The 24,879-nt window shown below is 73.4% G+C and carries 20 protein-coding genes; 4 read left to right on the plus strand and 16 right to left on the minus strand.

The window, feature by feature from the left end; genetic code table 11:
* Positions 1-21 precede the first annotated feature (21 nt).
* From ACZ7IF_RS09925 to rsmI, 11 genes are all read right to left on the minus strand, one after another.
* Complete coding sequence (locus ACZ7IF_RS09925) at positions 22-735, minus strand: response regulator transcription factor (protein WP_470966763.1); 714 nt, start codon at positions 733-735, stop codon at positions 22-24.
* 133 nt (positions 736-868) lie between these two features.
* A complete protein-coding gene (locus tag ACZ7IF_RS09930) occupies positions 869-2,536 on the minus strand; it encodes an outer membrane protein assembly factor BamB family protein (protein WP_470965860.1) in 1,668 nt (555 codons plus the stop codon).
* A gap of 53 nt (positions 2,537-2,589) precedes the next feature.
* Positions 2,590-4,278, minus strand: coding sequence for an outer membrane protein assembly factor BamB family protein (locus ACZ7IF_RS09935; RefSeq protein WP_470965867.1), 1,689 nt, complete (start codon positions 4,276-4,278; stop codon positions 2,590-2,592).
* 188 nt (positions 4,279-4,466) lie between these two features.
* On the minus strand, positions 4,467-6,266 hold the full coding sequence (locus ACZ7IF_RS09940) for an ABC-F family ATP-binding cassette domain-containing protein (RefSeq protein ID WP_470965870.1): 1,800 nt from the start codon (positions 6,264-6,266) through the stop codon (positions 4,467-4,469).
* Between the two features lie 28 nt (positions 6,267-6,294).
* Positions 6,295-7,653 (minus strand): acyltransferase family protein, encoded by a 1,359-nt coding sequence (locus tag ACZ7IF_RS09945; protein WP_470965874.1) that lies wholly within the window; start codon positions 7,651-7,653, stop codon positions 6,295-6,297.
* A gap of 117 nt (positions 7,654-7,770) precedes the next feature.
* Positions 7,771-8,670, minus strand: a complete 900-nt coding sequence (locus ACZ7IF_RS09950; RefSeq protein ID WP_470965878.1) for a 4-(cytidine 5'-diphospho)-2-C-methyl-D-erythritol kinase — start codon at positions 8,668-8,670, stop codon at positions 7,771-7,773.
* Complete coding sequence (rsmA, locus tag ACZ7IF_RS09955; RefSeq protein ID WP_470965885.1) at positions 8,667-9,578, minus strand: 16S rRNA (adenine(1518)-N(6)/adenine(1519)-N(6))-dimethyltransferase RsmA; 912 nt, start codon at positions 9,576-9,578, stop codon at positions 8,667-8,669. Before rsmA ends, ACZ7IF_RS09950 begins: the two co-directional genes overlap by 4 nt.
* Positions 9,575-11,008 (minus strand): ubiquitin-like domain-containing protein, encoded by a 1,434-nt coding sequence (locus tag ACZ7IF_RS09960; protein WP_470965892.1) that lies wholly within the window; start codon positions 11,006-11,008, stop codon positions 9,575-9,577. The genes rsmA and ACZ7IF_RS09960 overlap by 4 nt, the downstream gene beginning before the upstream one ends.
* A 146-nt stretch (positions 11,009-11,154) precedes the next feature.
* Complete coding sequence (locus ACZ7IF_RS09965) at positions 11,155-12,069, minus strand: TatD family hydrolase (protein WP_470965896.1); 915 nt, start codon at positions 12,067-12,069, stop codon at positions 11,155-11,157.
* A gap of 46 nt (positions 12,070-12,115) precedes the next feature.
* Positions 12,116-12,607, minus strand: a complete 492-nt coding sequence (locus ACZ7IF_RS09970; protein WP_470965899.1) for a hypothetical protein — start codon at positions 12,605-12,607, stop codon at positions 12,116-12,118.
* A gap of 160 nt (positions 12,608-12,767) precedes the next feature.
* Positions 12,768-13,664, minus strand: a complete 897-nt coding sequence (gene rsmI / locus ACZ7IF_RS09975) for a 16S rRNA (cytidine(1402)-2'-O)-methyltransferase (protein ID WP_470965906.1) — start codon at positions 13,662-13,664, stop codon at positions 12,768-12,770.
* Between the two features lie 67 nt (positions 13,665-13,731).
* On the opposite strand from rsmI, the gene ACZ7IF_RS09980 reads away from it, so the two are divergent.
* The 3 genes from ACZ7IF_RS09980 (at position 13,732) to ACZ7IF_RS09990 (ending at position 17,957) form a co-directional block, all read left to right on the plus strand.
* The gene (locus ACZ7IF_RS09980) at positions 13,732-15,498 is read left to right on the plus strand and encodes a dolichyl-phosphate-mannose--protein mannosyltransferase (RefSeq protein ID WP_470965913.1); all 1,767 of its coding nucleotides are present in this window, start codon (positions 13,732-13,734) and stop codon (positions 15,496-15,498) included.
* A 79-nt stretch (positions 15,499-15,577) separates the two neighbouring features.
* The gene (locus ACZ7IF_RS09985) at positions 15,578-17,227 is read left to right on the plus strand and encodes a penicillin-binding transpeptidase domain-containing protein (protein WP_470965919.1); all 1,650 of its coding nucleotides are present in this window, start codon (positions 15,578-15,580) and stop codon (positions 17,225-17,227) included.
* A gap of 250 nt (positions 17,228-17,477) precedes the next feature.
* A complete protein-coding gene (locus ACZ7IF_RS09990) occupies positions 17,478-17,957 on the plus strand; it encodes a YbaK/EbsC family protein (RefSeq protein WP_470965925.1) in 480 nt (159 codons plus the stop codon).
* 35 nt (positions 17,958-17,992) lie between these two features.
* On the opposite strand, the gene ACZ7IF_RS09995 is transcribed toward ACZ7IF_RS09990, so the two are convergent.
* From ACZ7IF_RS09995 to ACZ7IF_RS10010, 4 genes are all read right to left on the minus strand, one after another.
* Complete coding sequence (locus ACZ7IF_RS09995) at positions 17,993-19,156, minus strand: serine hydrolase domain-containing protein (RefSeq protein WP_470965930.1); 1,164 nt, start codon at positions 19,154-19,156, stop codon at positions 17,993-17,995.
* Positions 19,157-19,328: 172 nt separating this feature from the next.
* A complete protein-coding gene (locus tag ACZ7IF_RS10000) occupies positions 19,329-20,126 on the minus strand; it encodes an energy-coupling factor ABC transporter ATP-binding protein (RefSeq protein ID WP_470965935.1) in 798 nt (265 codons plus the stop codon).
* On the minus strand, positions 20,114-20,875 hold the full coding sequence (gene cbiQ, locus ACZ7IF_RS10005) for a cobalt ECF transporter T component CbiQ (RefSeq protein WP_470965941.1): 762 nt from the start codon (positions 20,873-20,875) through the stop codon (positions 20,114-20,116). The genes ACZ7IF_RS10000 and cbiQ overlap by 13 nt, the downstream gene beginning before the upstream one ends.
* A 1-nt stretch (position 20,876) precedes the next feature.
* The gene (locus ACZ7IF_RS10010; RefSeq protein WP_470965946.1) at positions 20,877-21,938 is read right to left on the minus strand and encodes an energy-coupling factor ABC transporter permease; all 1,062 of its coding nucleotides are present in this window, start codon (positions 21,936-21,938) and stop codon (positions 20,877-20,879) included.
* 177 nt (positions 21,939-22,115) lie between these two features.
* Between ACZ7IF_RS10010 and ACZ7IF_RS10015 the strand changes: the two genes are divergently transcribed.
* The gene (locus ACZ7IF_RS10015; RefSeq protein WP_470965952.1) at positions 22,116-22,502 is read left to right on the plus strand and encodes an SsgA family sporulation/cell division regulator; all 387 of its coding nucleotides are present in this window, start codon (positions 22,116-22,118) and stop codon (positions 22,500-22,502) included.
* Positions 22,503-22,598: 96 nt separating this feature from the next.
* Here ACZ7IF_RS10015 and ACZ7IF_RS10020 read toward each other — a convergent pair whose 3' ends face one another.
* Entirely contained in the window at positions 22,599-24,746 is a 2,148-nt protein-coding gene (locus ACZ7IF_RS10020) for an MMPL family transporter (RefSeq protein ID WP_470965956.1), read from the minus strand.
* Between the last annotated feature and the right edge of the window lie 133 nt (positions 24,747-24,879).

The following is a 24,879-nucleotide window of genomic DNA, read 5'->3' on the forward strand; positions in this document are numbered from 1 at the left end:
GGGGCCGCCGGGCGGCCGGGGTCAGTCCCCGGACGGCTCGGCCCCGGGCCCCTGCGGCCGCTGCCGCACGGGCAGCACCGCACGGTCCAGCAGCCCGGTACGCGCGGCCAGCGCGGCGGCCTCCAGCCGTGACCCCACGCCGAGCTTCATCAGTACCCGCTGCACATGGGTACGGGCTGTGCTCGGCGCGATGGCCATGCCGGCCGCGATCAGCCGGGTGTCCTCGCCCTCCGCGACCCGGACCAGCACCTCGACCTCCCGCGGCGTCAGCAGCCGCAGCAGCCGGCTGCCCTCGTCGTCGGGCTGCGCCGAGGGGTTCAGAAGCTCCGCGAAGGCCCCCTGGAGCAGCTGCGGGGCGATGGCGACCTCCCCCGCCCGGGCCTTGGCCAGGGCCCGCTCGACGCCCTCGATGCGTTCGTCCTGGCGTACGTACCCCGAGGCGCCGGCCGCGAAGGCCGCGGCTATCCCGCGCGGGCTCGGCACGGGGCCCAGCACCACCACGGCGATCTGCGGCCGCTCCCGCTTGATCCGCACCACCGGCTCGAAGACCCCGGGCTCCGCCGGGGCGCCGGTGCCGAACAGGCACACCTCCGGGGCGCGGCCGATGACCAGTTCGGCGGCTCCGGCCGCCGGCGCGGCCGCCGCGAGCACGCGGTGCCCGCGCAGCTTCAGGGCCGAGGCGAGCGCCTCGGCCAGCAGACGGTGCTCGTCGACCACCATCACCCGTACGCCCATCAAGGCTCCCACCCCAGATCCTTCTGACCCGGCAAGCTACACGCTTGTTCGACGGGGCGTGCCGGTTACCGCGCGAAAGCCCCCGATCGGTGGGCACCGTCCGGGGGCTCTCGGCGTCGGGGAGGGGCGGGCGTCAGCTCGCCGCGAAGGAGACGAAGAGGAACTCGGGGTCGGCCTTCTCCGAGTACGGCTTGCGCACCATCGTGCGGGCGATGAACAGGCGCCCGTTGTGGTAGCGGAACTCCGAGTGGTCCAGCGAGAAGGCGGTCTCGACGCGCTGGCTGGCCTTGTCCACCGGGTTCTGCATGAGCAGGGTCTCCTTCATCGTCTTGCCGTCGATGCTGACGACCTGGCCGCCGCCGTCGTACGGGGGCACCTTGTAGGCGATGATGTTGGACCCGTCCATGCGCAGCGGGTACATGGTGTACTTCTCGCCCGCGTCGGCGCGGTCGCTGGTGGGCTTGCCGGTCTCCAGGTCGAAGGAGACGATCTCGTTGGTCCGGCCGACGGAGGCCGTTCCCTGGTGCTCGTACGACGGCAGGTAGACCTTGCCGTTGCCGACGACCATGTTCGAGCACTGCTCGACCTCGGTGGCGGGGCACTTGGGGGCGTAGCTGCCGCCGGCGAGGCCGATGCGGGTCTTGAGCTGGCCCGCGTCGTCGACGACGAACAGGTCGCTGACGTTGGTGGCGTTCTTGGCGGTGTTGCCGACGTTGGCGGCGATGATGAGCGGCTTGGTGGAGATGATGCCGGCCCACTCGATGCCCGCGGACAGCTTGTACTGGTACTTCGGTGCGCCGGTGGCGGGGTCGAGGGCCTGCGCGTACAGGGTCGGGCTGGAGCCGCGGCCGCACTTGCGCAGGACGGCGAGGGCCTCGCCGCCGGCGTAGCCCATGTCGTAGCAGCCTTCGCCGTCGGTCTTCGGGGTCCACAGGGACTTGCCGTCGGCGAGGTTCCAGGCGGCGCCGCCGGACAGGCCGCCCGCGGCGACGGTCTGGCCGCTGATGGTGACCTCGCTGAAGGAGACCGGCCTGTCGCCGCCGGTGGCGGACTTGGCGGTGGCGGACCAGAGCAGCTTCCCGGTGTTCAGGTCGATGACGCCGACCTGGGTGCACTGGGGGTACTTCTTCTCGTTGGTCGCCATGCCCTCCTCGAAGAGGATGGCGGTCTTGTTGTCGCTGATGTGCTTGGTGGCGCCGCAGACGTTGGCGGGGAGGGGGAGCTCCCACTTCTTGCCGCCGTCGACGAGGTTGTAGCCGACGACCTTCGCCAGGTCGGACTTGACGTAGGTGGTGTCGGTCAGCCAGGAGCCGTCGACGGAGACCACGTCGGCCGGGGCCGGGCTGGGGACGTTGACCAGCGTCTTCGACTTGGGGTTGGTCGGGACCTTCTCGCTGCCGGGGGTGCCGGCGGGGGCCTTGTCGCCGTCGGGGGAGCCGCTGGCGCCGTTCGCGGTGGGCTGCCCGCTGCCGCCGTCGTCGCCGGAGACGTACCAGAAGCCGCCGCCGATGATGAGCGCCATGGCCAGTACGGCCGCGCCGACGATCGCCAGCTGGTTGCGCTTGTCGTTGCCGCCGCCCGCGGGGGCGGAGTACGGGGGCTGCGCCGGGGCCTGGAGCGTGCTGGGCTGCTGCTGCGGGTAGCCGTAGCCGGGCTGTGCCTGGGGCTGCGGGTAGCCGTAGCCGGCCTGGTGGGCCGGGACGGTGGGCGGCTGGGCCGGGGGCTGCGGGGGGCCGGGCGGCGGCGGGGGGCCGCCGAAACCGCCGGAGGGCGGCTGGCTGGGGGGCGGCGGGGTGCTCATCGCTTGCTACTGCCTCTCGGTGGGGCGCTCGGTGGGACGCTCGGTGGACTCGTTCACTTGCCGAAGACCATCAGGAGCCGCTCCTCCGTGTTGTTGCCGTTCAGCCTGGTGGTGGAGGTGAAGTACCGGCCGTCCTCGAAGGCCCTCAGCTGGAAGGTGACCATCGAGCTCTCGATGTTCGCGGAGGGGCCGGAGGGCATGCGCAGCAGCGTCTTGGGCTCGCCGCCCGCGGCCGCCATGGAGACGATCTCGCCGGGTTCGCGCAGGGCTCCGGCGCGGTAGGCGATGAGCTGGCCGTTGCCCGCCTTGACCGGGTACCAGTTGCGCTTGTCTCCGGCCTTCTGGCGCCACTTGGCCTTGCCGGTGGCGAGGTCGAAGGCGACGACCTCGTTGTCGTAGCCCTTGCTGGTGGTGGTGCGCAGGTAGAGGGTGTCGCCGTCGACCACGGAGTTGCCGCAGCCCTGGATGTTGTCGGAGCTGCCGGCGTTGCAGTTGGTCTCGAAGGAGCCCTCGGCGGACATGCTGGCGCGCTTCTTGCCGTCGGGCGTCAGGGAGATGATGGCCCGCTTGGTGTCGTCCGCGTTGTTGAGGCTCCGGTTGGTGATGTCGAGGACGATCGGAGAGACGGACAGGACGCTGCCGACGCGGTAGCCCTTGGGCAGCCGGTAGGACCAGGTCTTCTTGCCGGTGACCGGGTCGGCGTCCTGGATCTCGACGGTCTTGTCGTCGTCCATGCACAGGGCGATGCCGAGCAGCTTGCCGTTGCCGGCGGCGTACTGGCCCGGCTGGCAGCCCTCGGGGGTGTTGCCGGAGTAGAGCTTGTCGCCGGTGCTGAGCTTGTGGACGGTGGCGTTGGCCATCCGGTTGACGACGAAGACGTCGCCGGTGAGGGCCATGGAGACGGAGCCGCCGCCGTCGAAGAGGTTCTCCTTGGCGAGTTCCTTGGTCCATCCCTCCTTGCCGGCCTTCAGGTCGACGAGCTTCATCTGGTTGCAGGTGGCGTTGGAGCCCTCGCCGTCCTTGATGGTGAGGACGGTCTTGCCGTCGGGGGTGGTCTGGTCGGCCCAGCCGCAGATCTCCGTCTTGAAGTCGAGCTTCCACTTCTCCTTGCCGTCGGTGACGGCGTAGGAGACGAGGGACTTGCCGACGGTCTTGACGACGGTGTCGCCGGCCACCCACATCGCCGGGGCGGGGATGCCCGTGTCGCCGTCGGCCAGGAGCTTGGCCGTCTTGAGCCACAGCGCCCTGTCCTCGCCGGGCTTGCGGCCCGCGTTGAGGTCGGTCTGCTCGCCCATGCCGTTGCCGCTGCCGTCGCCCTTGTCCACGGACGGGGAGCCCGAGGGCTTGGGGTCGGCGGGCGTGGAACCCTGCGCGGCGGGCTTCTTGCCACCGTCGTCGTCACTCAGGAAGGTGAACCAGGCGCCGGTGCCGAGTACGAGGACACCCGCGACGGCCGCCGCGACGACGACCGCGCCCTTGCGCCGGCCCCGTCCGCCGGGCGCCGGCGGGCCGGGGGGCGTGCCCGGCCCGGGCGGCGGGAAGCCGTACCCGCCCTGCTGGGCCAGCGGCTGCGGCACGGTCGACGGCTGCTGGACGGGGTGCTGCGGCACCGTCGGCGGCTGCTGCGCGTACGGGTTGGCGCCCTGCGGCGGGTACCCGTAGCCCTGCTGCGGCGGCCCGGGCAGGTGCCCGTAACCGGAAGGGGACGGCGGCTGGTTCGGCGGCTGGGGCGGCTCGGTCATCAGCGCATACCTTCGGGTTCAGGCGGTGGGGGCGGTCCGGGAGATCGAAAAGAACCGACCCTTTGTATCACTCGTGGCCGGTACGCACCGGGCCGGTCGCACCCCTGTTCCCAAGGGAGGACCGGCCCGTGACATGGCCGTTATCCGCCCGGCCGGCGCATTCCGGGGCCTCCGCGGCCCCTCTGGACTCAGGCCTCTTCGGCCAGTTCCAGCCAGCGCATCTCCAAGTCGTCGCGCTCGGAGATCAGTTCCCGCAGCTCCGCGTCGAGCTTGGCGACCTTGTCGTAGTCGGTGGAGTGCTCGGCGATCTGCGCGTGCAGGTTCGTCTCGCGGTCCGACATCTTGTTGAGCTGCCGCTCGATCTTCTGGAGCTCCTTCTTCGCGGCGCGCGAGTCTCCCGAGGACGTCGACTTGGCTGCGGCGGCCGGGGCCGGCGCCGGGGCGGCGGCCTCGATCATCCGCTGACGGCGCTCCAGGTACTCGTCCAGACCGCGCGGCAGCATCCGCAGGCTCGCGTCGCCGAGCAGCGCCATCACCGTGTCGGTGGTGCGCTCGATGAAGAACCGGTCGTGGGAGATCACGATCATCGAGCCCGGCCAGCCGTCGAGGAGGTCCTCCAGCTGGGTGAGGGTCTCGATGTCGAGGTCGTTGGTGGGCTCGTCGAGGAAGAGGACGTTGGGCTCGTCCATCAGCAGGCGCAGGATCTGAAGCCGGCGCCGCTCACCGCCGGAGAGGTCGCCGACCGGCGTCCACTGCTTCTCCTTGGTGAACCCGAACTGCTCGCACAGCTGGCCCGCCGTCATCTCGCGGCCCTTGCCGAGGTCGACGCGGTCGCGGACGCGCTGGACGGCCTCCAGGACGCGCAGCGAGGGGTCGAGCTCGCCGACCTCCTGGGAGAGGTAGGCCAGGCGCACGGTTTTGCCGACGGTGACGGAGCCCTCGGCGGGCTGGGCCTCGCCCTGGGTGCGGGCGGCCTCGGCGAGGGCCCGCAGCAGGGAGGTCTTGCCGGCACCGTTGACGCCGACGAGGCCGACGCGGTCACCGGGGCCCAGGTGCCAGGTGAGGTGCTTGAGCAGGGTCTTGGGCCCGGCCTGGACGGTGACGTTCTCCAGGTCGAAGACGGTCTTGCCGAGGCGGGCGTTGGCGAAGCGCATCAGCTCCGACTTGTCGCGCGGCTCCGGCACGTCGGCGATCAGCTCGTTGGCCGCCTCGATGCGGTAGCGGGGCTTGGAGGTCCGGGCGGGGGCGCCGCGGCGCAGCCAGGCCAGCTCCTTGCGCATCAGGTTCTGCCGCTTGACCTCCTCGGTGGCGGCGATCCGCTCGCGCTCGGCGCGGGCGAAGACGTAGTCGCTGTAGCCGCCCTCGTACTCGAAGACGTCACCGCGCTGCACGTCCCACATGCGGGTGCAGACCTGGTCGAGGAACCAGCGGTCGTGGGTGACGCAGACGAGGGCGGAGCGGCGGGTCTGGAGGTGGCCGGCCAGCCAGGAGATGCCCTCGACGTCGAGGTGGTTGGTGGGCTCGTCGAGGACGAGGAGGTCCTGGTCGGCCATGAGCAGCTTGGCGAGCGCGATGCGGCGGCGCTCGCCGCCGGACAGCGGGCCGATGACGGTGTCCAGGCCCTGGCCGAAGCCGGGCAGGTCCAGGCCGCCGAAGAGACCGGTGAGGACGTCGCGGATCTTGGCGTTGCCGGCCCACTCGTGGTCGGCCATGTCGCCGATGATCTCGTGCCGGATGGTGGCGGCCGGGTCGAGGGAGTCGTGCTGGGTGAGCACGCCCATCTGCAGGCTGCCGCTCTGCGTGACGCGGCCGGAGTCGGGCTCCTCCAGCTTGGCCAGCATCCGGATCAGGGTGGTCTTGCCGTCGCCGTTGCGGCCGACGACGCCGATCCGGTCTCCCTCGGACACGCCGAGGGAGATGCCGTCGAGCAGGGTACGGGTGCCGTACACCTTGCTGACTGCCTCGACATTGACCAGATTGACGGCCATCAGACGCGCTCCAGGGAAAGGGTGTGGATCAGCCCCTCAGCCTAACCCTCCGGGCCGACGCGGAACGTTCCACCAGCCAGGCGCCCCCCACTGCCATGCCGATGGCGGCGGGTGCGGTGACCGGGAGGGCGATCAGGGTGGCGGTGTGGCCCTCCAGGAGCCCGCCGAGGCCGGTCATGGACAGGCCCAGGATCCCCAGCAGGCACAGGGTGGTGCCCAGGGCGGCGGCGGGCCCGCTGCCGCGGGTGCTCGGCGCGGTCCGGGCCTGCCCGTCGGCCGGGGCGGCGGGCGCGGCCCGGGGCGCCTCGAAGCGGCGGAAGCAGGCCACGAGCCCGGCGGTGAGGGCGGCCGCGAGGAGGATCCGCGGCGGCACCTGCGCCCACCAGGCGGCGGTGGCCGGCTCGGGCAGCGCCAGGCCCGCGGCGAGCTGGGCGGCGTACACGCCGAGCATGGCGGTGAGGTGCCACAGGAAGGCGGTCATGGCGATGCCGTTGGCGGCGACCACCCCGCGCCACACGCGCGGCCGGGCCAGCCACGCCGTCGCGGGCCGCGCCAGCAGCTGGACGGCGCCGACCAGCCACATGCCGTGGCAGAGCAGGGCCAGGGTGGGCGGGGCCATGTTGGAGACCTTCTCCCCCGGCATCCCGACCATGGACAGCGGGTACGGTCCGGCCGCCACCAGCAGCACGGCCCCGGCGAGCCCGGCGGCGCCCAGGAGCGCGGGACGGGTGATGCGGCCGTCGGCGCGCAGGAAGCCCAGCTGGTGCACGGCGAGCCAGACGAAGGCGAAGTTCAGGAACTCCGCGTAGGGGACGCCGAGCGCGAAGCGCAGTACGTCGACCAGGGCCGCGGCGCCGGCCAGGGCGGCGAACGCCCCCCAGCCCCAGCGGGCGTGCAGCCTCAGCAGCGGCGGGGTGAGCGCCACCATCGCCAGGTAGATCCCGATGAACCACAGCGGCTGGGTGACCATCCGCAGCGCGGCGCCGGCCAGCCGGCCGCCGTCCGCCCCGGCGAGCTGGACGAGCAGCGCGAGCGCGCCCCAGACGAGGACGAAGACCAGGGTGGGCCGCAGCAGCCGCTGGAGGCGGGCGCGCAGGAAGGCCGCGTAGACGGGCCGGCCCTCGCCGCGGCGTTCCAGCGAGCGGTACGACAGGGCGTGCGAGAACCCGCCGACGAAGAAGAACACCGGCATGACCTGGAGCCCCCAGGTGAGGACCTGGAGCGGGGGCACCAGCGCGAGCAGGTTCCCTATGCCGTCGGTGCTGACGGCGGCCATCAGCCAGTGCCCGCACACGACGGTGGCGAGCGAGGCGACCCGGAGCAGGTCCACGTAGCGGTCGCGGGAGGCGGGCGTGGCGGCGGCCATGCCGCGTGCGCTGACTGTCATGCCCACCACGATCGCGGCCGCGCCCCGTGCCGCGACAGGGTGCGGGTACTCATCCCGCGCCTAGGTAGCCCGGACCCTTCCCGCGCCCCGGACCCCCGCCCCGCCGCCGGCCGCGCCTCAGGAGACGGCCGTGGCCCCCGGGGCCGGGGAGGCGGTGATCCGGGTGGCACGGCAGGTGCCGGAGGCCTCCAGCGCGGCGGCGACCTTCGCGGCGGACTCCGCGTCCCGGACCAGGAACGCCGTCGTCGGCCCCGACCCGGAGACCAGCCCGGCCAGCGCCCCCGCGTCGGCGCCCGCCGCCAGGGTGCCGGCCAGCGCCGGGCGCAGCGACAGCGCGGCGGCCTGGAGGCCGTTCGACCCGGGCAGTACGGCGGCCAGCGCGTCGGCGTCGCCCGAGGCGAGGGCCGCGAGCAACGCCGGGGAGGCCTCGGGCGCGGGCACGTCCGTACCGGCGGTCAGCCGGTCGAACTCCCGGAACACCGCCGGGGTGGACAGGCCGCCCTCGGCGACCGCGAACACCCAGTGGAACCGCCCGGCGGCCACCGGGGTCAGGAACTCGCCGCGCCCGGTGCCGAGCGCGGCACCGCCCACGAGGCTGAAGGGGACGTCGCTGCCCAGCTCCGCGCAGATCTCCAGCAGTTCCTCGCGCGGGGTGTCCAGCTTCCACAGCAGGTCGCACGCCAGCAGCGCGCCCGCCCCGTCGGCGCTGCCGCCGGCCATGCCGCCGGCCACGGGGATGTTCTTCGCGATGTGGAGGTGGACGGCGGGCTCGATGCCGGCCCGGGCCGCCAGGAGCTCGGCGGCGCGGGCCGCGAGGTTGGTGCGGTCCAGCGGCACCTGGTCGGAGTCGGGGCCCTCGCAGGTCACCGTCAGCCCCTCGGCCGGGGTCGCGGTGACCTCGTCGAACAGGGAGACGGCCAGGAAGACGTTGGCGAGGTCGTGGAAGCCGTCGGGGCGGGCGGCGCCCACCGCCAGCTGGACGTTGACCTTCGCGGGGACGCGTACCGTCACGCTCACAGCGCGGGCCTCTCGGCGGCCGGCTTGTGCTCGGCGATCGCCGCGAACTCCTCGACCGTCAGGGACTCCCCGCGCGCCAGCGGGGAGATGCCGGCGGCGACCAGCGCCTGCTCGGCGGCGGCGGCCGAACCGGCCCAGCCGGCGAGCGCGGCGCGCAGCCCCTTGCGGCGCTGCGCGAACGCGGCGTCGACGACCGCGAAGACCTCGGCCTTGGAGGCGGTGGTCTTGACGGGCTCGGCGCGCCGCACGAGGGAGACGAGACCGGAGTCGACGTTCGGCGCGGGCCAGAAGACGTTGCGGCCGATGGCCCCGGCCCGCTTGACGTCCGCGTACCAGGCGGCCTTGACGGAGGGGACCCCGTACACCTTGTTGCCGGGGCGGGCGGCGAGCCGGTCGGCGACCTCGGACTGCACCATGACGAGGGTCCGCTCGATGCTCGGGAAGCGGTCGAGCATGGTGAGCAGGACCGGCACGGCCACGTTGTAGGGGAGGTTCGCGACGAGCGCGGTCGGCGCCGGGCCGGGCAGCTCGGTGACGAGCATCGCGTCGGAGTGGACCAGCGCGAAGCGGTCCTTCTTGTGCGGCATCCGCGCCTCGATGGTGGCGGGCAGCGCGGCGGCGAGGATGTCGTCGATCTCGACGGCGGTCACCCGGTCGGCGGCCTCCAGCAGGGCGAGCGTCAGCGAGCCGAGGCCCGGCCCGACCTCCACGACCACGTCGTCCGGACGCACCCCGGCGGTGCGCACGATCCGGCGCACCGTGTTGGCGTCGATGACGAAGTTCTGGCCCTTCTGCTTCGTCGGGCGTACGCCGAGGACGGCGGCCAGCTCTCGGATGTCGGCCGGCCCGAGGAGGGCGTCGGAAGGGACCTCGGAGGTCTCGTGGGGCTGCTGCTCTGCGGTGCTCACCGCTCAAGCCTACGGCCGCAGTGCGGCCACGGACTCGCCCCCCGCTGCACGTAGAGCTTCTTCGCCCGGTACGTCTGCTCCGAGGCGGGTGCGTCCTGCGGGCGGCCGCTGCCGCCGAGGGCCTGCCAGGTGCTCACGTCGAACTGGTAGAGGCCGCCGTAGGTGCCCGAGGGGTCGGTGGCGGAGGGACGGCCCCCGGACTCGCACTGGGCCAGCGCGGACCAGTTGAGGCCGTCGGCGCCGGCGACGGAGGTGGGCAGCGGCTTCGTGCCGACCAGGACGCGCTGGCTGACGGGCTCCCGGACGACCTCCTCGGCGATCTTCCGGGGCTGCTGGCGGACCCCGTTGACGGTGCGCAGGGCGTACGTGACCCGGCGCGCCCCGGGCCGCCCGACGCGCTCGACGACCTCGGTGCCGGCGAAGAGCCCGCCGTCCTCGACGCGTTCGGTCTCGTACGGGATGCGCTCCTCGCGGACCTCGCGGGTGCCGGTGATGCGCAGCACGGTGACGGTCTGGCCGTCGCGGGGGAAGGAGTCCGGGGGGACGGAGGTGGTGTCCTGGCCCTGGAGGGTGATGCCGGCCTGGTCGAGGGCCTCCTTGACGGTGGCGGCGTTGGTGCGGATGGTGCGTTCGCGGCCGTCGGCCATGAACGTGACGCCGCGTTCGGTGCGCACGCCGAGGGTGAGGCCGGAGCGGGGGACGGTGGCGGTGCGGGGGGTGGAGAGGTGGGCGCCCTCGACGCGGACGCCGAGCTGGCGCAGTGCGCCGTCGACGGTGCGGGCGGTGGTCCACAGCTGGCGGGTGGTGCCGTCGAGGGTGAGGCGCAGGGGGCGGCCGTAGCGGACCACGACCTGCTGGCCGTCGTCGAGTGCGGAGCCGGGGGCGGGGGCGACGAGGTCGTGGGGGCCGACGCCGAGGCCTTCGGCTTCGAGGAGTTCGTCGACGCTGCCGGCGAAGGTGTGGAGGGTGCGGGGCACTCCGTCGACGGTGAGCCGGACGGCCTTGTCGGCGGCGACGAAGGCGGTGGTGCCGCCGGCCAGGAAGGCCACGACGAGGGCCTGCGGGACGATGCGCCGCCAGCTGTCGCGGGCGGTGGCGGCGCCGCGGCCGGCCGGGGCGGGTGCGGAACGCCTGCGCCGGCCGGACCCGGCGCCGGGCTGGCGGCCGGGGGCGGGGTCGGCGCCGGGGGCGGGCGGGGTCGGCGGCGGGGGTTCCGCGGTGGTGGTGCGGCGGCGTCCGCCGGCGGGGGCCGCCGCGCGGCGCCGGGCGGCCCGGCGGCCCTCGCCGCGCGGGGCGGGGACCTGCGGCTCGGGGGCCGCGGCGCCGTACGGGTCCTCGTACGGGCCGTCGTAGGGGCCGTCGTACGGGTCCGGGTCGGGCGCGGTGTCCGGCCAGGAGGCACGGCGGTGACTGCCCTGCGTATCGCTCACGTCGCTCGCTCCACTGGTCCGGCCCCCGGCTGCTCGGGCACGGCACCCTAGCGGCAGGGGGCGTCACGCACCAAAGCCGTTCGACTACCCAGCGTGTCGGACGAACGGCTGCGCGAACCCTTGCGGGGCGGGACGGGGGCGGCGCGTCAGTAGTCGAAGGCGCGCGCCGTGTTGGCGGCGAGGGCGGTGGCCATGGCGTCCTCGTCGATGCCGCGCACCGCGGCCATGGCCCGGACCGTCAGCGGAATGAGGTACGGGGCGTTGGGCCGTCCGCGGTAGGGCGCCGGGGTGAGGTACGGGGCGTCGGTCTCCACCAGCACCAGTTCCAGCGGGGCCACCGCGAGGGCCTCGCGCAGCGGCGCGGCGTTCTTGAAGGTGACGGTCCCGGCGAAGGACATGTAGTAGCCGGCGGCGGCGCACTCGCGGGCCATCTCGGCGTCGCCGGAGTAGCAGTGGAAGACGGTGCGCTCGGGGGCGCCCTCCTCGCGCAGCACGCGCAGGACGTCGGCGTGGGCGTCGCGGTCGTGGATGACCAGGGCCTTGCCCCGCCGCTTGGCGATCTCGATGTGGGCCCGGAAGGAACGCTCCTGCGCGGCCATCCCCTCGGGGCCGGTGCGGAAGTAGTCCAGGCCGGTCTCGCCGACCGCCTTGACGTGGTCCAGCGCGGCCAGCGCCTCGATCTCGGCGAGCGCGTCGTCGAGCGCCGCCTGGCCGCCGCCGGGCCGGGCGCCCTGCCGGGACCAGCCGTCGGGGTCGCCGTGGACGATGCGGGGGGCCTCGTTCGGGTGGAGGGCGACGGCGGCGTGGACGTTGGCGTGGGCGGCCGCGGTCTCGGCGGCCCAGCGCGAGCCCTTCACGTCGCAGCCCACCTGGACGACGGTGGTCACGCCCACGGAGGCGGCCTTCGCGAGGCCCTCCTCGACGGTGCCGGACTGCATGTCGAGGTGGGTGTGCGAGTCGGCCACCGCCACCCGCAGCGGCTCGGGCAGCGGGGGCGGGACGTCCTTCGACGCGGCCTTGGCGGCGGCGGCCGGGGAGGAGGGGCTGGGGCTGGGGCTCATGAGCCGATCTTATGACCGCTCCCGTGACCGCTCCCCGCGGCCGCTCCTAGGACCGCCGGAAGAACCCGAGGAGGCGGGAGAACGGACCGCGGCGCCGCTCGGACGCGTCCACGGCCACCGGTCCGGGCGAGTCGTGCGACGGGACCCGGCGCTGCTTCGGCGGGCGGGGGGCGTTCTCGCCGGCCGGTACCGGTCCGGCGATCCCCGGGGCGATGCGGTGGTGGTAGAGCCGGTCGATCGTGCCGAGCACCGTGGAGACCTGGCCCGCGCGCATGATCCGTACGACGTGTCCGCCGCAGTTGAGGCAGGTCGGGTTCGACAGCGGGGAGGGCACCCGCTCGCCGTTCACCGTGTACATGATGAAGGGCTCGCCCTTGCCGTCGACGTGGTGCTCTATCGCGTACGCCTGCTCCCAGCCGTAGCCGCACTTCATGCACGCGAAGGAGTACGCCTCGTGCACGGTCTGCACGCCGGAGGTGGGAACAGGTGCCGGTCCCGCGGCCGTGACGGGTACCGGGGTGTCTGCGATCTCACTCATGCCAGCTCCTCTTGTTCCACTGGTGCCATTGCCAGTGGACGCCTCTTCGGGCGGGAGCGCATCAGGCCCTGTCCAGTAATGGACGGCCTTTGGCCGAGTCATGCCCAAAGGGGCCGGTGCGCGGTCTGAGCTTTGCTTTTCAGGTTAGCTCTTTACCGACCTACGGCATCTTTTGTGTCGCATTCTTTGCCGCGACGACCGCGTCGAAGACCTCGCGCTTGGGTACGCCGGCTTCCGCCGCGACCGCCGCGATGGCCTCCTTGCGGCGCTCGCCGGCCTCCTCGCGCACGCGCACGCGCCGCACGAGCTCCTCGTCGTCCACGTCGCCGGGCGCGGCCGCCGGGGCGCCCTCGACCACGATGGTGATCTCGCCGCGCACGCCCTCGGCCGCCCACTCGGCGAGCTCGCCGAGTCCGCCGCGCCTGACCTCCTCGTAGGTCTTGGTCAGCTCGCGGCACACGGCGGCCCGCCGGCCGGCGCCGAACACCTCGGCCATGGCCGCCAGGGTGTCGTCCAGCCGGTGCGGCGCCTCGAAGTAGACGAGCGTGCGCCGCTCGCCCTCCACCTCGCGGAGCCGGCCCAGGCGCTCGCCCGCCTTGCGCGGCAGGAAGCCCTCGAAGCAGAAGCGGTCCACGGGCAGCCCGGACAGGGCGAGCGCGGTGAGCACGGCGGACGGGCCGGGCACGGCCGTGACCTTGATGTCCTTCTCCACGGCGGCGGCGACCAGCCGGTAGCCGGGGTCGGAGACCGAGGGCATTCCGGCGTCGGTCACCAGCAGCACCCGCCGGCCGGCCTCCAGGGCCTCCACCAGCTCGGGGGTGCGGGCGGACTCGTTGCCCTCGAAGTACGACAGGACGCGCCCGGTGGTGAACACGCCGAGCCCCTGCGTGAGCCGGCGCAGCCGCCGGGTGTCCTCGGCGGCGATCACATCGGCCCGCTCCAGCTCGGCCGCGAGCCGGGGCGGGGCGTCGGCGAGATCGCCGATGGGAGTCCCGGCGAGGACGAGTACGCCGTGGGAGGAGGGGGCTTCGGCACCGCGGGGCTGGTCAGCTGTCACCGGCTCATCCTCTCATTGGGGCTCGTGGGGGCTGGGGCTCCACAGGGGCGTTCCCTACGATGATCCGGTGACCAGTACCGCGACGCCGCCGCCCAGCCCCGCGGGGGCCCCGCCCGTCCGGCCGGGCGGAGGCGACTCCGACTACGAGCCGCCCGTGTGGCTGCGCCGCCTGCGCGGGTTCGGCTACGCGCCGGCCGCGCCGGTGACCGACGCCCGCACCCGCCTCGTGCCCCCGTACGCACGGCCCTCCGCGCAGCTGTGGACGGCACTCGGGATCCCCGAGGCGAGCCGACGGACCTGGCAGCGGGTGATGGCCTGGGCGGGGCCGCTGCTGATCACGCTGGTGGCGGGGGTGCTGCGGTTCACGCACCTGGGCAGCCCCAAGGCGGTGATATTCGACGAGACGTACTACGCCAAGGACGCGTGGGCCACCGTCAAGCAGGGCTACGAAGCCAGCTGGCCCAAGGATGTCGACAAGTCGATCCTGTCGAATCCCGACGCGGTACCGCTCCCCCTGGACCCCGGCTACGTCGTGCACCCGCCCGTCGGCAAATGGGTGATCGGCCTCGGCGAGTGGATGTTCGGCTTCACCCCCTTCGGCTGGCGGTTCATGACGGCGGTGCTCGGCACCCTGTCGGTGCTGATGGTGTGCCGCATCGGCCGCCGGCTGTTCCGCTCCACCTTCCTCGGCTGCCTGGCGGGCACGCTGCTGGCGGTCGACGGGCTGCACCTGGTGATGAGCCGGACCGCGCTGCTCGACCTGGTGCTGATGTTCTTCGTCCTGGCGGCCTTCGGGGCGCTGGTCATCGACCGGGACAAGGCGCGCGCCAGACTCGCCGCCGCCCTGCCGGTCGACGAGGAGGGCCGCGCCCGCCCCGACGTGACGGTCGCGGAGACCCTGCGGCTGGGCTGGCGCCCGTACCGGCTGCTCGCCGGCGTCTGCCTGGGCCTGGCCTTCGGCACCAAGTGGAACGGCCTCGTGGTGCTGGCCTTCTTCGGGATCCTCACCGTCCTGTGGGACGCGGCCGCGCGCCGCACCGCCGGCGCGGGCGCCCCGTACGCGGCGATGCTGCGCCGCGACGCGCTGCCCGGCTTCCTGTCGACGGTGCCGGTGGCGGTCGCCGTGTACGTGGCCTCCTGGACCGGCTGGATCCTCAGCCCGGACAACGGCAAGGGCGGCTACTTCCGCGACTGGGCCGCCAAGAACGACCAGAACAGCTCGCTGTCCTTCCTCCCCGAGTGGCTGCGCAGCCTGTGGCACTACGAGACGGAGGTCTACCGGTTCCACGTGGGCCTGACCTCCGGCCACACCTACGAGTCGAACCCGTGGAGCTGGCTGGTCCTGGGCCGGCCCGTCTCCTACTTCTACGAGTCCCCCGCGCCCGGCACCGACGGCTGCCCGGCGTCCGCGGCCGGCAAGTGCGCCCGCGAGGTACTGGCCCTCGGCACGCCGCTGCTGTGGTGGGCGGGCTGCTTCGCGCTGCTGTACGTGCTGTGGCGGTGGTTCTTCCGCCGCGACTGGCGGGCGGGCGCGATCGCGTGCGCGCTGGGCGCCGGGCTGCTGCCCTGGTTCAACTACCAGGAGCGGACCATCTTCTACTTCTACGCGGTGGTCTTCGTCCCGTACCTGTGCCTGGCGGTGGCGATGATGACCGGCGCCCTGCTGGGCCCGGCGGGCTCCTCGGAGCGGCGGCGCGCGGTGGGCGCGATCGGCGCGGGCGTCCTCGTCCTCCTCATCGTCTGGAACTTCATCTATTTCTGGCCGATCTACACCGGCCAGACGCTGCCCATGGACTCGTGGCGTGGCCGGATGTGGCTGGACAGCTGGATCTGACCCGTTACTGAGAGGTAAGGTCCCCTCACAGGTTCTTTGAACGTGTTCAGAGGACGGGGGCTCCTGGGGAGGGGACGCAGTGAACGGGGCGGCGAAGGGTGCCATCGTCGGCGGGGTGTTCCTCGCGATGGTCGGCGGCACCGCGTACGGGGTGTACACCCTGGTCGGGAACAGCGGCGACGGCAGTGTCGCGGCCGGTGGCGGTACGGGCAGCAGCGCGTCGCCCGCCGCGAAGGGGAGCGGGCCCGTCACGGAGAAGGAGGCGGCCGCCACCGCGCAGGCCTTCCTCGCGGCGTGGGCGGCCGGCGACGACCGCACGGCCGCCGAGCTGACCAACAACACGCAGGCCGCGCAGACCGCGGTGGCCGACTACCGGGCCAAGGCGATGGTGTCCAGGGCCGTCATCACCCCCGGCACGGCGGACGGCACCACGGTGCCGTTCAAGGTCGAGGCCGAGATCAGCCACGAGGGCACGGCCAAGCCCCTCGTCTACGACTCCCGCCTGACCGTCGTCCGGGGCGTCAGCAACGGCAAGCCGCTCGTCGACTGGCAGCCCTCGGTGATCCACCCGCAGCTCCAGAAGGACGAGAAGCTGCGCGCGGGCACCCCGGCGAGCCCGCCGGTCAAGGCGGTCGACCGCAACGGCAAGGAGCTGACGGCCGAGCAGTACCCGTCGCTGCGGCCGGTGCTGGACTCGTTGCGCAAGACCTACGGGGAGAAGACCGGCGGCACGCCCGGCGTCGAGCTGTGGATCGAACCGGCGGCCCAGGACGCGCCGAAGCGGAGCCTGCTGACGCTGGTGGAGGGCAAGCCGGGGCAGATCCAGACCGTGCTGGACGCCGGTGTGCAGGCGGCGGCCGAGAAGGCCGTGGCGCAGCACCCCGAGGCCTCCGTGGTCGCCGTCCAGCCGAGCACCGGCGACATCCTGGCGGTGGCGAACCACCGCCGGGACGGCTTCAACGCGGCGATGCAGGGCCGGCGGGCCCCGGGCTCGACGATGAAGATCGTGACGGCGGCGATGCTGCTGGAGAAGGGCCTGGTGGCGGCGGACCGCCCGGCGGACTGCCCGCAGAGCGTCTCGTGGGACGGCAAGGTCTTCCACAACCTGAACAACTTCTCGCTGAAGGGCCAGTCCTTCTCGACCAGTTTCGCCAAGTCCTGCAACACGGCCTTCATCGGCCTGATCAACGAGGTGGGCGACAACGGCGCGCTGCCGAGGGTGGCCAAGGAGGCCTTCGGGATCGGGCTGGACTGGAAGACCGGCATCCCGTCCCAGGACGGCAGCGTGCCGGTGACGTCCGGTCCGGCGGCGGCCGCTGAGTACATCGGCCAGGGCGCGATCCAGATGAACCCCCTGAACGTCGCGTCGATCACGGCGACCGCCCGGACCGGGGTGTTCCGGCAGCCGGTGCTGGTGAAGGCGTCGCTGGACGGCCGCGCTCTGGCCGCCGCCCCGCGCTCGCTGGCGCCCGGGGTGTCGGCGCAGCTGGTGCGGATGATGAAGCAGGCCGCCGGCCCCGGCGGCACGGCGGCGGGCGCCATGTCCTCCGTAGGCGGCTCCGACAAGGGCGCGAAGACCGGCTCGGCGGAGGTCGACGGCGCGGCCGCCCCGGACAGCTGGTTCACGGGCTTCCGGGGCGATGTGGCGGCGGCCGCCATGGTCGAGGGCGGCGGCCACGGCGGCGACACGGCGGGCCCCATCGTCGCGACGGTGCTGAACGCCTCCTGACGGGGGGGCCGGGGCCGGTCCCGGGCCGGAAGAACCGGCCGCAGCCGCGCGGTGCGGGGGGGCACGGAGTACGGGGGGGCGGATGCCGGGCCGAAGGCGGGACCGGGGCATCCGCGCCGGGCAGCGGGACCCGAAGGCCGGTGCCGGGACACGCGGGCCGGCGGCGAGCGGGGGGCCGACCCGGCGTGCCGGGCCGGGCCCGGGCAAAACGCGTGGCCTCCGGGCCCCGCGCGGCGCTAGCGTCCGGGGCATGACGACCAGCACCCCGCACCCCCTCTTCGCACGGGCCCTCACCGAGCTGGGCCTCGACCTCGACGTCCGCGCCTTCCCCGAAGGGACCCGTACGGCCGCCGACGCCGCAACCGCGATCGGCTGCGAGCTCAGCCAGATCGTGAAGTCACTGATCTTCGCAGCGGACGGGGTCCCCGTGCTGGTCCTCATGGACGGCGCCTCACGGGTCGACGTCGAGGCCGTACGGCGTCAACTCGGCGCCGCGAAAGTCACCCGCGCCGACGCCACGCTCGTCCGCGAGACCACGGGCTACGCCATCGGCGGCGTCCCGCCCTTCGGCCATCGCACCCGCACCCGGGTGCTGGCCGACCGCTCGCTGCTGGAGCACGACGTGGTCTGGGCGGCGGCCGGCACCCCGCACACCGTCTTCCCCATGGCCCCGAAGGAGCTCATCGAGCACGCCGCGGCCGCGCTGGCCGACGTACGCGAGGGCGCCTGACCGCGCCGGACCGCTCCGCGTGACGCCGGCCGACGTCAGAGGCAGGAGCGCAGCGCCCGCACCAGCGCCTGCGCGCGCGGGTCGGCGGTGACCGACTTGGCGTGGGCGTTGGTGACGTAGCCGAAGCCGATCCCCGACTCCGGGTCCGCGAAGGCCAGGGACCCGCCCCGCCCCGGATGGCCGAAGGAGGCCGGGGACAGCAGCGGGGACGCCGGCCCGTGCAGCATGTAGCCCGGGCCGAAGCGGGTGTTCACGACCAGCACCCGGTCCGGCCCGGACGCGAACTCCGTGCCGGCCAGCGCGGTGGTGGCGGGGGTGAAGATCCGCGCCCCGTCCTCCACCACACCGATGGTCGCCCCGTAGAAGCGGGCCAGGGCGCGCGCCGTGCCGATGCCGGCGGAACCGGGCAGCTCGGCCGCCTGGTAGACGGGGTCGTTCTCGTCCGGCAGGGGGTCGATGGCCGCGAAGGCACGCCGGGTGAGGGAGTCCGGGTCGGCGTATGCCTCGGAAACGTTTCTCCTCGGCCGGGTCTTCAGCAGCCCCGCGCTCTCCGGCGGCTCCACCGGCGCCACCCGGCCCACCCGCGGCGCCTCGCTCTCCGGCAGGCCTATCCAGAAGTCCAGCCCCAGGGGCTCGGCGATCTCCTCCGCCAGGATCCCCCCGACGGTGCGGCCCGTCGCCCTCAGCACCAGCTCGGAGACCAGCCAGCTGAAGGTCTGCGCGTGGTAGCCGTGCTCGGTGCCCGGCTCCCAGAAGGCCCGCTGCGCGGCGACCGCGCGCGCCCCGCTCACCCCGTCGGCGGCCTGCGCCGTGGTGAGCCCGCGGTCCAGCGCGGGCACGCCGGCCTGGTGGGCGAGGAGGTGGCGGACCAGCGCCTTCTCCTTGCCGCCCGCCTTGAACTCGGGCCAGTACGAGCCGACCGGCGCGTCCAGGTCCAGCAGTCCGCGCTGGTGCAGCAGCAGCGGGACGGCGGCGGCCACGCCCTTGGTGGCGGAGCGCACGATGGTCGCGGTGTCCTCGGTCCAGGGCCCGGCGGCGTCGCCGTCCGCGTCCTTCGTGCCGCCCCACAGATCGACGACCTTGCGGCCGTCCCGGTACACGGCCACGGCCGCACCCCGGTCCCCGAGGACCTCGAAATTGCGCGCGAAGGCGTCTCTGACGGGCTCGAAGCCCTCGGTCACCGCACCCTGGATGTTCACGAGCAGGCCAACAACCGCCGGCCGTCCCTTATGCCGCCGACCGCGCGCCCCTCCGCGCGCCCGGCCGGCCCGTGCCACAGCCCGACCCCACCGGCTAATGCCACATCCGCACTCCGTGGCATTAGCCGACCGCGTTGCGTCACCGCCTGCGCCGCCGCCCAGTGCCCCGGCTCTACGCCGCCGCCACCGACCGCGGGTCGAAGCCGAACGGCAGCTCCAGCCGGTGCTCCCGCATCAGCGCGTCGTCACACAGCAGGTCCCGGGTGCGGCCGTCGGCGGCGATGACGCCCTCGCTCAGGATCACCGAGCGCGGGCAGAGCTCCAGCGCGTACGGCAGGTCGTGGGTCACCATCAGCACGGTCACGTCCAGCGAGCGCAGGATGTCGGCGAGCTCGCGCCGCGAGGCCGGGTCCAGGTTGGAGGAGGGCTCGTCCAGGACGAGGATCTCGGGCCGCATCGCCAGCACGGTCGCCACCGCCACCCGGCGGCGCTGGCCGAAGGACAGGTGGTGCGGGGGCCGGTCGGCGAAGCCGGCCATGCCGACCAGTTCGAGCGCCTCGCGGACCCGCTCCTCCAGTTCCGCGCCCCGCAGGCCGGCCGCCGCCGGGCCGAAGGCCACGTCCTCCCGCACGGTCGGCATGAACAGCTGGTCGTCGGGGTCCTGGAAGACGATGCCCACCCGGCGCCGGATCTCGGCGAGGTTCCGCTTCTCCACGGGCAGCCCGGCCACGCTCACCGAGCCGACCCCGCCGCCGAGGATGCCGTTGAGGTGCAGCACGAGGGTGGTCTTCCCCGCGCCGTTGGGGCCGAGCAGCGCGACCCGCTCCCCCCGGCCGACGGTGAGGTCGACCCCGAAAAGGGCCTGGTGCCCGTCGGGGTAGGCGTAGGCGACCCCGGACACCTCCAGGGAGGGGGCGGCGGCAGCGGAAGGCGAGGAGGAGGAAGCGGAAGGAGACGTCACAGCGTCCATCCCATCAGACAGACGGCGAGCGCCGTCACGGGGAGCACGGCCGAGTACGCCCACTGGGCGCGGGTGGCCGTGACGTCGTCGATCACCGGCATGGAGCCGGCGTAGCCGCGGCTGACCATGGCGAGGTAGACCCGCTCGCCGCGTTCGTAGGAGCGGATGAAGAGGGCGCCGGCCGTCTTGGCGAGCACCCCCCAGTGCCGGACACCGCGCGCCTCGAACCCGCGCGAGCGCCGGGCGATGGACATCCGGCGCAGCTCGTCGGTGATGACGTCGCCGTACCGGATCATGAAGGAGGCGATCTGCACGAGCAGCGGCGGCAGCTTCAGCCGCTGGAGTCCCAGCAGCAGGGCGCGCAGTTCGGTGGTGGAGGCGAGCAGTACGGAGGCGGCCACGCCGAGGGTGCCCTTGGCCAGGACGTTCCACGCGCCCCAGAGACCTGAGACGCTCAGGGACATGCCGAGCACCTCCACCCGTTCGCCCTGGGACACGAAGGGCATGAGCACGGCGAAGAGTACGAACGGCACCTCGATCAGCATCCGCCGCAGCATGAAGCCCGCGGAGATCCGGGCCGCCGCCGCTACGGCGGCGATGAGGACCGCGTACCCCGCGAAGGCCCACATGGCCTCGCGCGGGGTGGAGACGACGACGACCACGAACGCGAACGTCGCGGCGATCTTGCAGTGCGGCGGCAGCTCGTGCACGGGCGAGTGCCCGTGCCGGTAGAGCTTGTGCGCGTGGCCGGCCCCCATGTCAGCCGGCCGACGGGGCGGCCGTGGACGTCGCGGTCAGGTCCTGAGCGCGGCGGCGGCGCACGGCCCAGAACACGCCGGTGCCGACGGCGACGGTCGCGCCGACGCCGATGACTCCCGCGAGGCCGCCGGACAGGCGGGCGTCGGAGACGTCCTTGACGCCGTAGTCGGCGAGCGGGGAGCCGGCGGCGGCGTGCTCCTCGACCTTGGTGTCGATGCCCTTGTCGGCGGCGACCTTCTCCAGGCCGTCGGGGCTGGCGGAGGCGTAGAAGGAAACGAAGCCGGCCAGGACGAGGGCGGTGGCCAGGCCGGTCAGCCAGAGCTTGCGGGTGGAGCGGGCGGCGGCCGGCACCGGCGTGGCGGCGGGCGCGGGGGCGTCGACCAGCTCGCCGCCGACGCGCAGCTTCAGCGGGGCGGTCAGCCGGCGCGCGCCGTGCACCAGGTCGGGGCGTACGGCGATCACGGCGCCGACGGTCGCGGCGGTGATGACGGCCTCGCCGATGCCGATGAGGACGTGGACGCCGACCATGGCGGTGACGACCTTGCCGATCGGGACGTCGGTGGTGCCGCCCAGGGCGTAGAGGAGGGTGAAGGCGGCGGCCGCGGCGGGCACGGAGAGCAGGGCGCCGGCGAAGGCGGCGACGGTGACCGAGCGGCGGCCGGCGGGCAGCAGCCCCAGGAGCCCGCGGAAGACGGCGTAGGCGACGACCACGGTCACCACGGCCATGTTGAGGACGTTGACGCCGAGGGCGGTGAGGCCGCCGTCGGCGAAGAGGATGCCCTGCATCAGCAGGACGACGGACACGCACAGCACGCCGGTGTACGGGCCGACGAGTATGGCGGCGAGGGCTCCTCCGAGGAGGTGGCCGCTGGTGCCGGCGGCGACCGGGAAGTTCAGCATCTGCACGGCGAAGATGAAGGCGGCGACGAGGCCGGCCAGCGGGGCGGTGCGCTCGTCGAGCTCACGGCGGGCGCCGCGCAGGCTGACCGCGACAGCGGCGGCGGCCGCTACTCCTGCGGCCACCGAGACGGGTGTGTTGATGAATCCGTCGGGCACATGCATGGAGAAGCTCCGCTCCCTCTTTCTCGCACAAGTCTTTAACCGTTCAAGAGTAGTGCCCAGTTGCAAACCGTTGGCAAGAGCAGCCGGGTCACAAATGGATCCGTGCGGTTTCGTCGGAATGTGCGAGGCTGGACGGACAAACGGACGCAAATGTTCCGATTTCGAGGAGTCTTGTCGATGTCAGCCACCGCCGAGAATCCAGCAGCGACCGCGACCGCCATCGAGGAGCGGGTGCGCGCCCGCGTGATCACCGACGACCCCCTCTACCGGGCCATTCCGGTGGCCCTGCGCTTCACCCCCGCCGAGCCGCTGGCCGTGCGCGTCGTCTTCCCCGCCGAGCTGTCCCCCGAGGAAACCGACAACGAGTGGGTCTTCCCCCTCGCCCTCCTGGAGGCCGGCCTGCTGGCCCCGTCCGGAAGCGGGGACGTACGTGTCTGGCCGTGCGGGCGCGTCCAGGCGGTGGTGGAGTTCCACTCGCCCGAGGGGGTCGCCGTCCTCCAGTTCGACAGCACCGCGCTGCGCCGCTTCCTGCGCCGTACGCACGCCACCACCCGGACGGCGTAGCGGAACGCCACCGGCCCCGCACCTGGGGGTTCCAGATGCGGGGCCGGCGTTCGGCAGGTGTGACTTTCCGGGCCTGACGTTGACCCGGGTGTTGACTCAGGCGTTGACGAGCTCGCGCTGCTTGTCGGGGTCCTCCGGCGAGCCGGCCCCCGACCCGGACCCGGACTCGCCCAGGTGCTTGCGCAGGCTCTCGCCCTCCACGTCCACGTTGGGCAGGATCCGGTCGAGCCACTTCGGCAGCCACCAGGCCTTGTGGCCGAGCAGCGCCAGCACCGCCGGGACGATGGCCATGCGGACCACGAAGGCGTCGAAGAGGACGGCGACGGCCAGGCCGAAGCCGATCATCTTCACCATCGAGTCGCTGGCGCCGAGGAAGCCGGAGAACACGGCGATCATGATGACGGCGGCGGCCACGACCACGCGGGCGCTGTACTGGAAGCCGGTCACCACGGCCTGGCCCGGCCGCTCGCCGTGGACGTACGCCTCACGCATGCGGGTGACCAGGAAGACCTCGTAGTCCATGGCCAGGCCGAAGACCACGCCCACCATGAAGATCGGCATCATCGACATGATCGGACCGGTCTGCTCGACACCGAAGAGCGAGCCGAGCCAGCCCCACTGGAAGACCGCGACGACCGCGCCGAGGGCCGCGACGACCGACAGCAGGAAGCCGAGCGCCGCCTTGAGCGGAACCAGGATCGAGCGGAAGACCAGCATCAGCAGCAGGAAGGCCAGGCCGACGACGAGCGCCAGGTAGGGCAGCAGCGCGTCGTTCATCTTCTGCGAGAAGTCGATGTTCATCGCGGTCTGGCCGCTGACGAACACGTCCTTGCCGTTGCCCTCGCGGATCGAGTGGACCAGGTCCTCGGTCTCGGTGGAGGACGGCCGGTCCTTCGGGATCACGCTGACGATCGCGGCGTCCTTGGCCTCGTTCTGGAGCGGGGGCATCACGGCCGCCACCCCGTCCAGGCCCTTGATCCGGTCGGCCGTGCGGTCGGCCAGCGCCTTGTCACCGTCGACGACCACCATCAGCGGACCGTTGAAGCCGGGCCCGAAGCCCTCGGACAGCATGTCGTACGCCTTGCGCTGGCTGGTGGAGACCGGCTTGGAGCCGTCGTCAGGCAGGCCCATCTCCAGCTTGGACGCCGGGATCGCGATGACCCCGAGGCCGATCACGCCGGCCAGCAGCACCGTCACCGGGCGGCGCAGCACGAAGCGGGCCCAGCGGGTGCCGCCGTTGGCCTTGGGCTCGGCGCCGGCCGGGCGGCCCTTGCCGAACAGCTTGCTCTTCTGGCCGGCGGGCAGCACCTTCCTGCCCGCGAAGCCGAGGATCGCCGGGACCAGCGTCAGGGCGACGAGCACCGCGATGACCACCGTTCCGGCAGCGGCGACACCCATCTTCGTCAGCATCGGGATGTTGACGACGGCCAGGCCCACCAGGGCGATGACCACGGTCAGACCCGCGAAGACAACGGCGGAGCCGGCGGTTCCGGCGGCGCGGCCGGCGGCCTCGTCGCGCTCCCGGCCCTCGGCGAGCTCCACGCGGTAGCGGGAGACGATGAAGAGCGCGTAGTCGATGCCGACCGCGAGGCCGATCATCATCGCGAGGGTGGAGGTGGTGGAGCCGAGGTCCAGGACGTTGGCGAGCGCGGTGATCGAGGAGACGCCGATGCCGACGCCGATCAGCGCGGTCAGCAGCGGCAGCCCGGCGGCCACCAGCGAGCCGAAGGTGATGACGAGGACGATGCCGGCGACCAGGATGCCGATGGCCTCGCCGGAGCCCGTCTCCGGGGCCTCCATCAGCGCGTCGCCGCCGATCTCCACCTGGAGGCCGGCCTGCTGGGCCGCGTGGCCCGAGTCCTTGAGAGCCTCTCGGGTGTCGTCCTTCAGCTCCATGCCGCTGACCTTGTACTTCACGCTGACGTAGGTGGTGGAGCCGTCCTGGCTCACCGCCTGCGTCCGGTACGGGTCGTCGACGGTGGCGATCTGGGCGGCGCCGTCGCCGCTCTTCAGGCCGGAGATGAGCTTCTCGACCTCGGCCTTGGGGCCCGGGTCGGTGACCTTGGCGCCCGCCGGGGCCTTGACGACGATGCGGGCGGTCGCGCCGTCGGCGGACATGCCCGGGAACTTCTCGTCCAGCAGGTCGAAGGCCTTCTGGGCCTCCGTGCCGGGTATCGAGAACGAGCCGGAGGTGGGCGCGGAGGCCGTCGCGGCGCCGAAGCCCGCGGCGACGAGCAGCGCCACCCATACGAGGGCGACCAGGCCGCGGGGGGGGGGGGGGGGGGGGGGGGGGGGGGGGGGGGGGGGGGGGGGGGGGGGGGGGGGGTGGGTTGGGGTGGGGGGGGGGGGGGTGGGGGGGGAGGGGGGGGGGGAGACG

This window comes from Streptomyces sp. NPDC037421 (assembly GCF_055602105.1).

Bases quoted from the DNA above. Each gene is read 5' to 3' on its own strand.
- ACZ7IF_RS09925 (WP_470966763.1), bottom strand. From the start codon at position 735: ATGGGCGTACGGGTGATGGTGGTCGACGAGCACCGTCTGCTGGCCGAG.
- ACZ7IF_RS09930 (WP_470965860.1), bottom strand. From the start codon at position 2,536: ATGAGCACCCCGCCGCCCCCCAGCCAGCCGCCCTCCGGCGGTTTCGGC.
- ACZ7IF_RS09935 (WP_470965867.1), bottom strand. From the start codon at position 4,278: ATGACCGAGCCGCCCCAGCCGCCGAACCAGCCGCCGTCCCCTTCCGGT.
- ACZ7IF_RS09940 (WP_470965870.1), bottom strand. From the start codon at position 6,266: ATGGCCGTCAATCTGGTCAATGTCGAGGCAGTCAGCAAGGTGTACGGC.
- ACZ7IF_RS09945 (WP_470965874.1), bottom strand. From the start codon at position 7,653: ATGACAGTCAGCGCACGCGGCATGGCCGCCGCCACGCCCGCCTCCCGC.
- ACZ7IF_RS09965 (WP_470965896.1), bottom strand. From the start codon at position 12,069: ATGAGCCCCAGCCCCAGCCCCTCCTCCCCGGCCGCCGCCGCCAAGGCC.
- ACZ7IF_RS09970 (WP_470965899.1), bottom strand. From the start codon at position 12,607: ATGAGTGAGATCGCAGACACCCCGGTACCCGTCACGGCCGCGGGACCG.
- ACZ7IF_RS09990 (WP_470965925.1), top strand. From the start codon at position 17,478: ATGACGACCAGCACCCCGCACCCCCTCTTCGCACGGGCCCTCACCGAG.
- ACZ7IF_RS10000 (WP_470965935.1), bottom strand. From the start codon at position 20,126: ATGGACGCTGTGACGTCTCCTTCCGCTTCCTCCTCCTCGCCTTCCGCT.
- cbiQ (WP_470965941.1), bottom strand. From the start codon at position 20,875: ATGGGGGCCGGCCACGCGCACAAGCTCTACCGGCACGGGCACTCGCCC.
- ACZ7IF_RS10010 (WP_470965946.1), bottom strand. From the start codon at position 21,938: ATGCATGTGCCCGACGGATTCATCAACACACCCGTCTCGGTGGCCGCA.
- ACZ7IF_RS10015 (WP_470965952.1), top strand. From the start codon at position 22,116: ATGTCAGCCACCGCCGAGAATCCAGCAGCGACCGCGACCGCCATCGAG.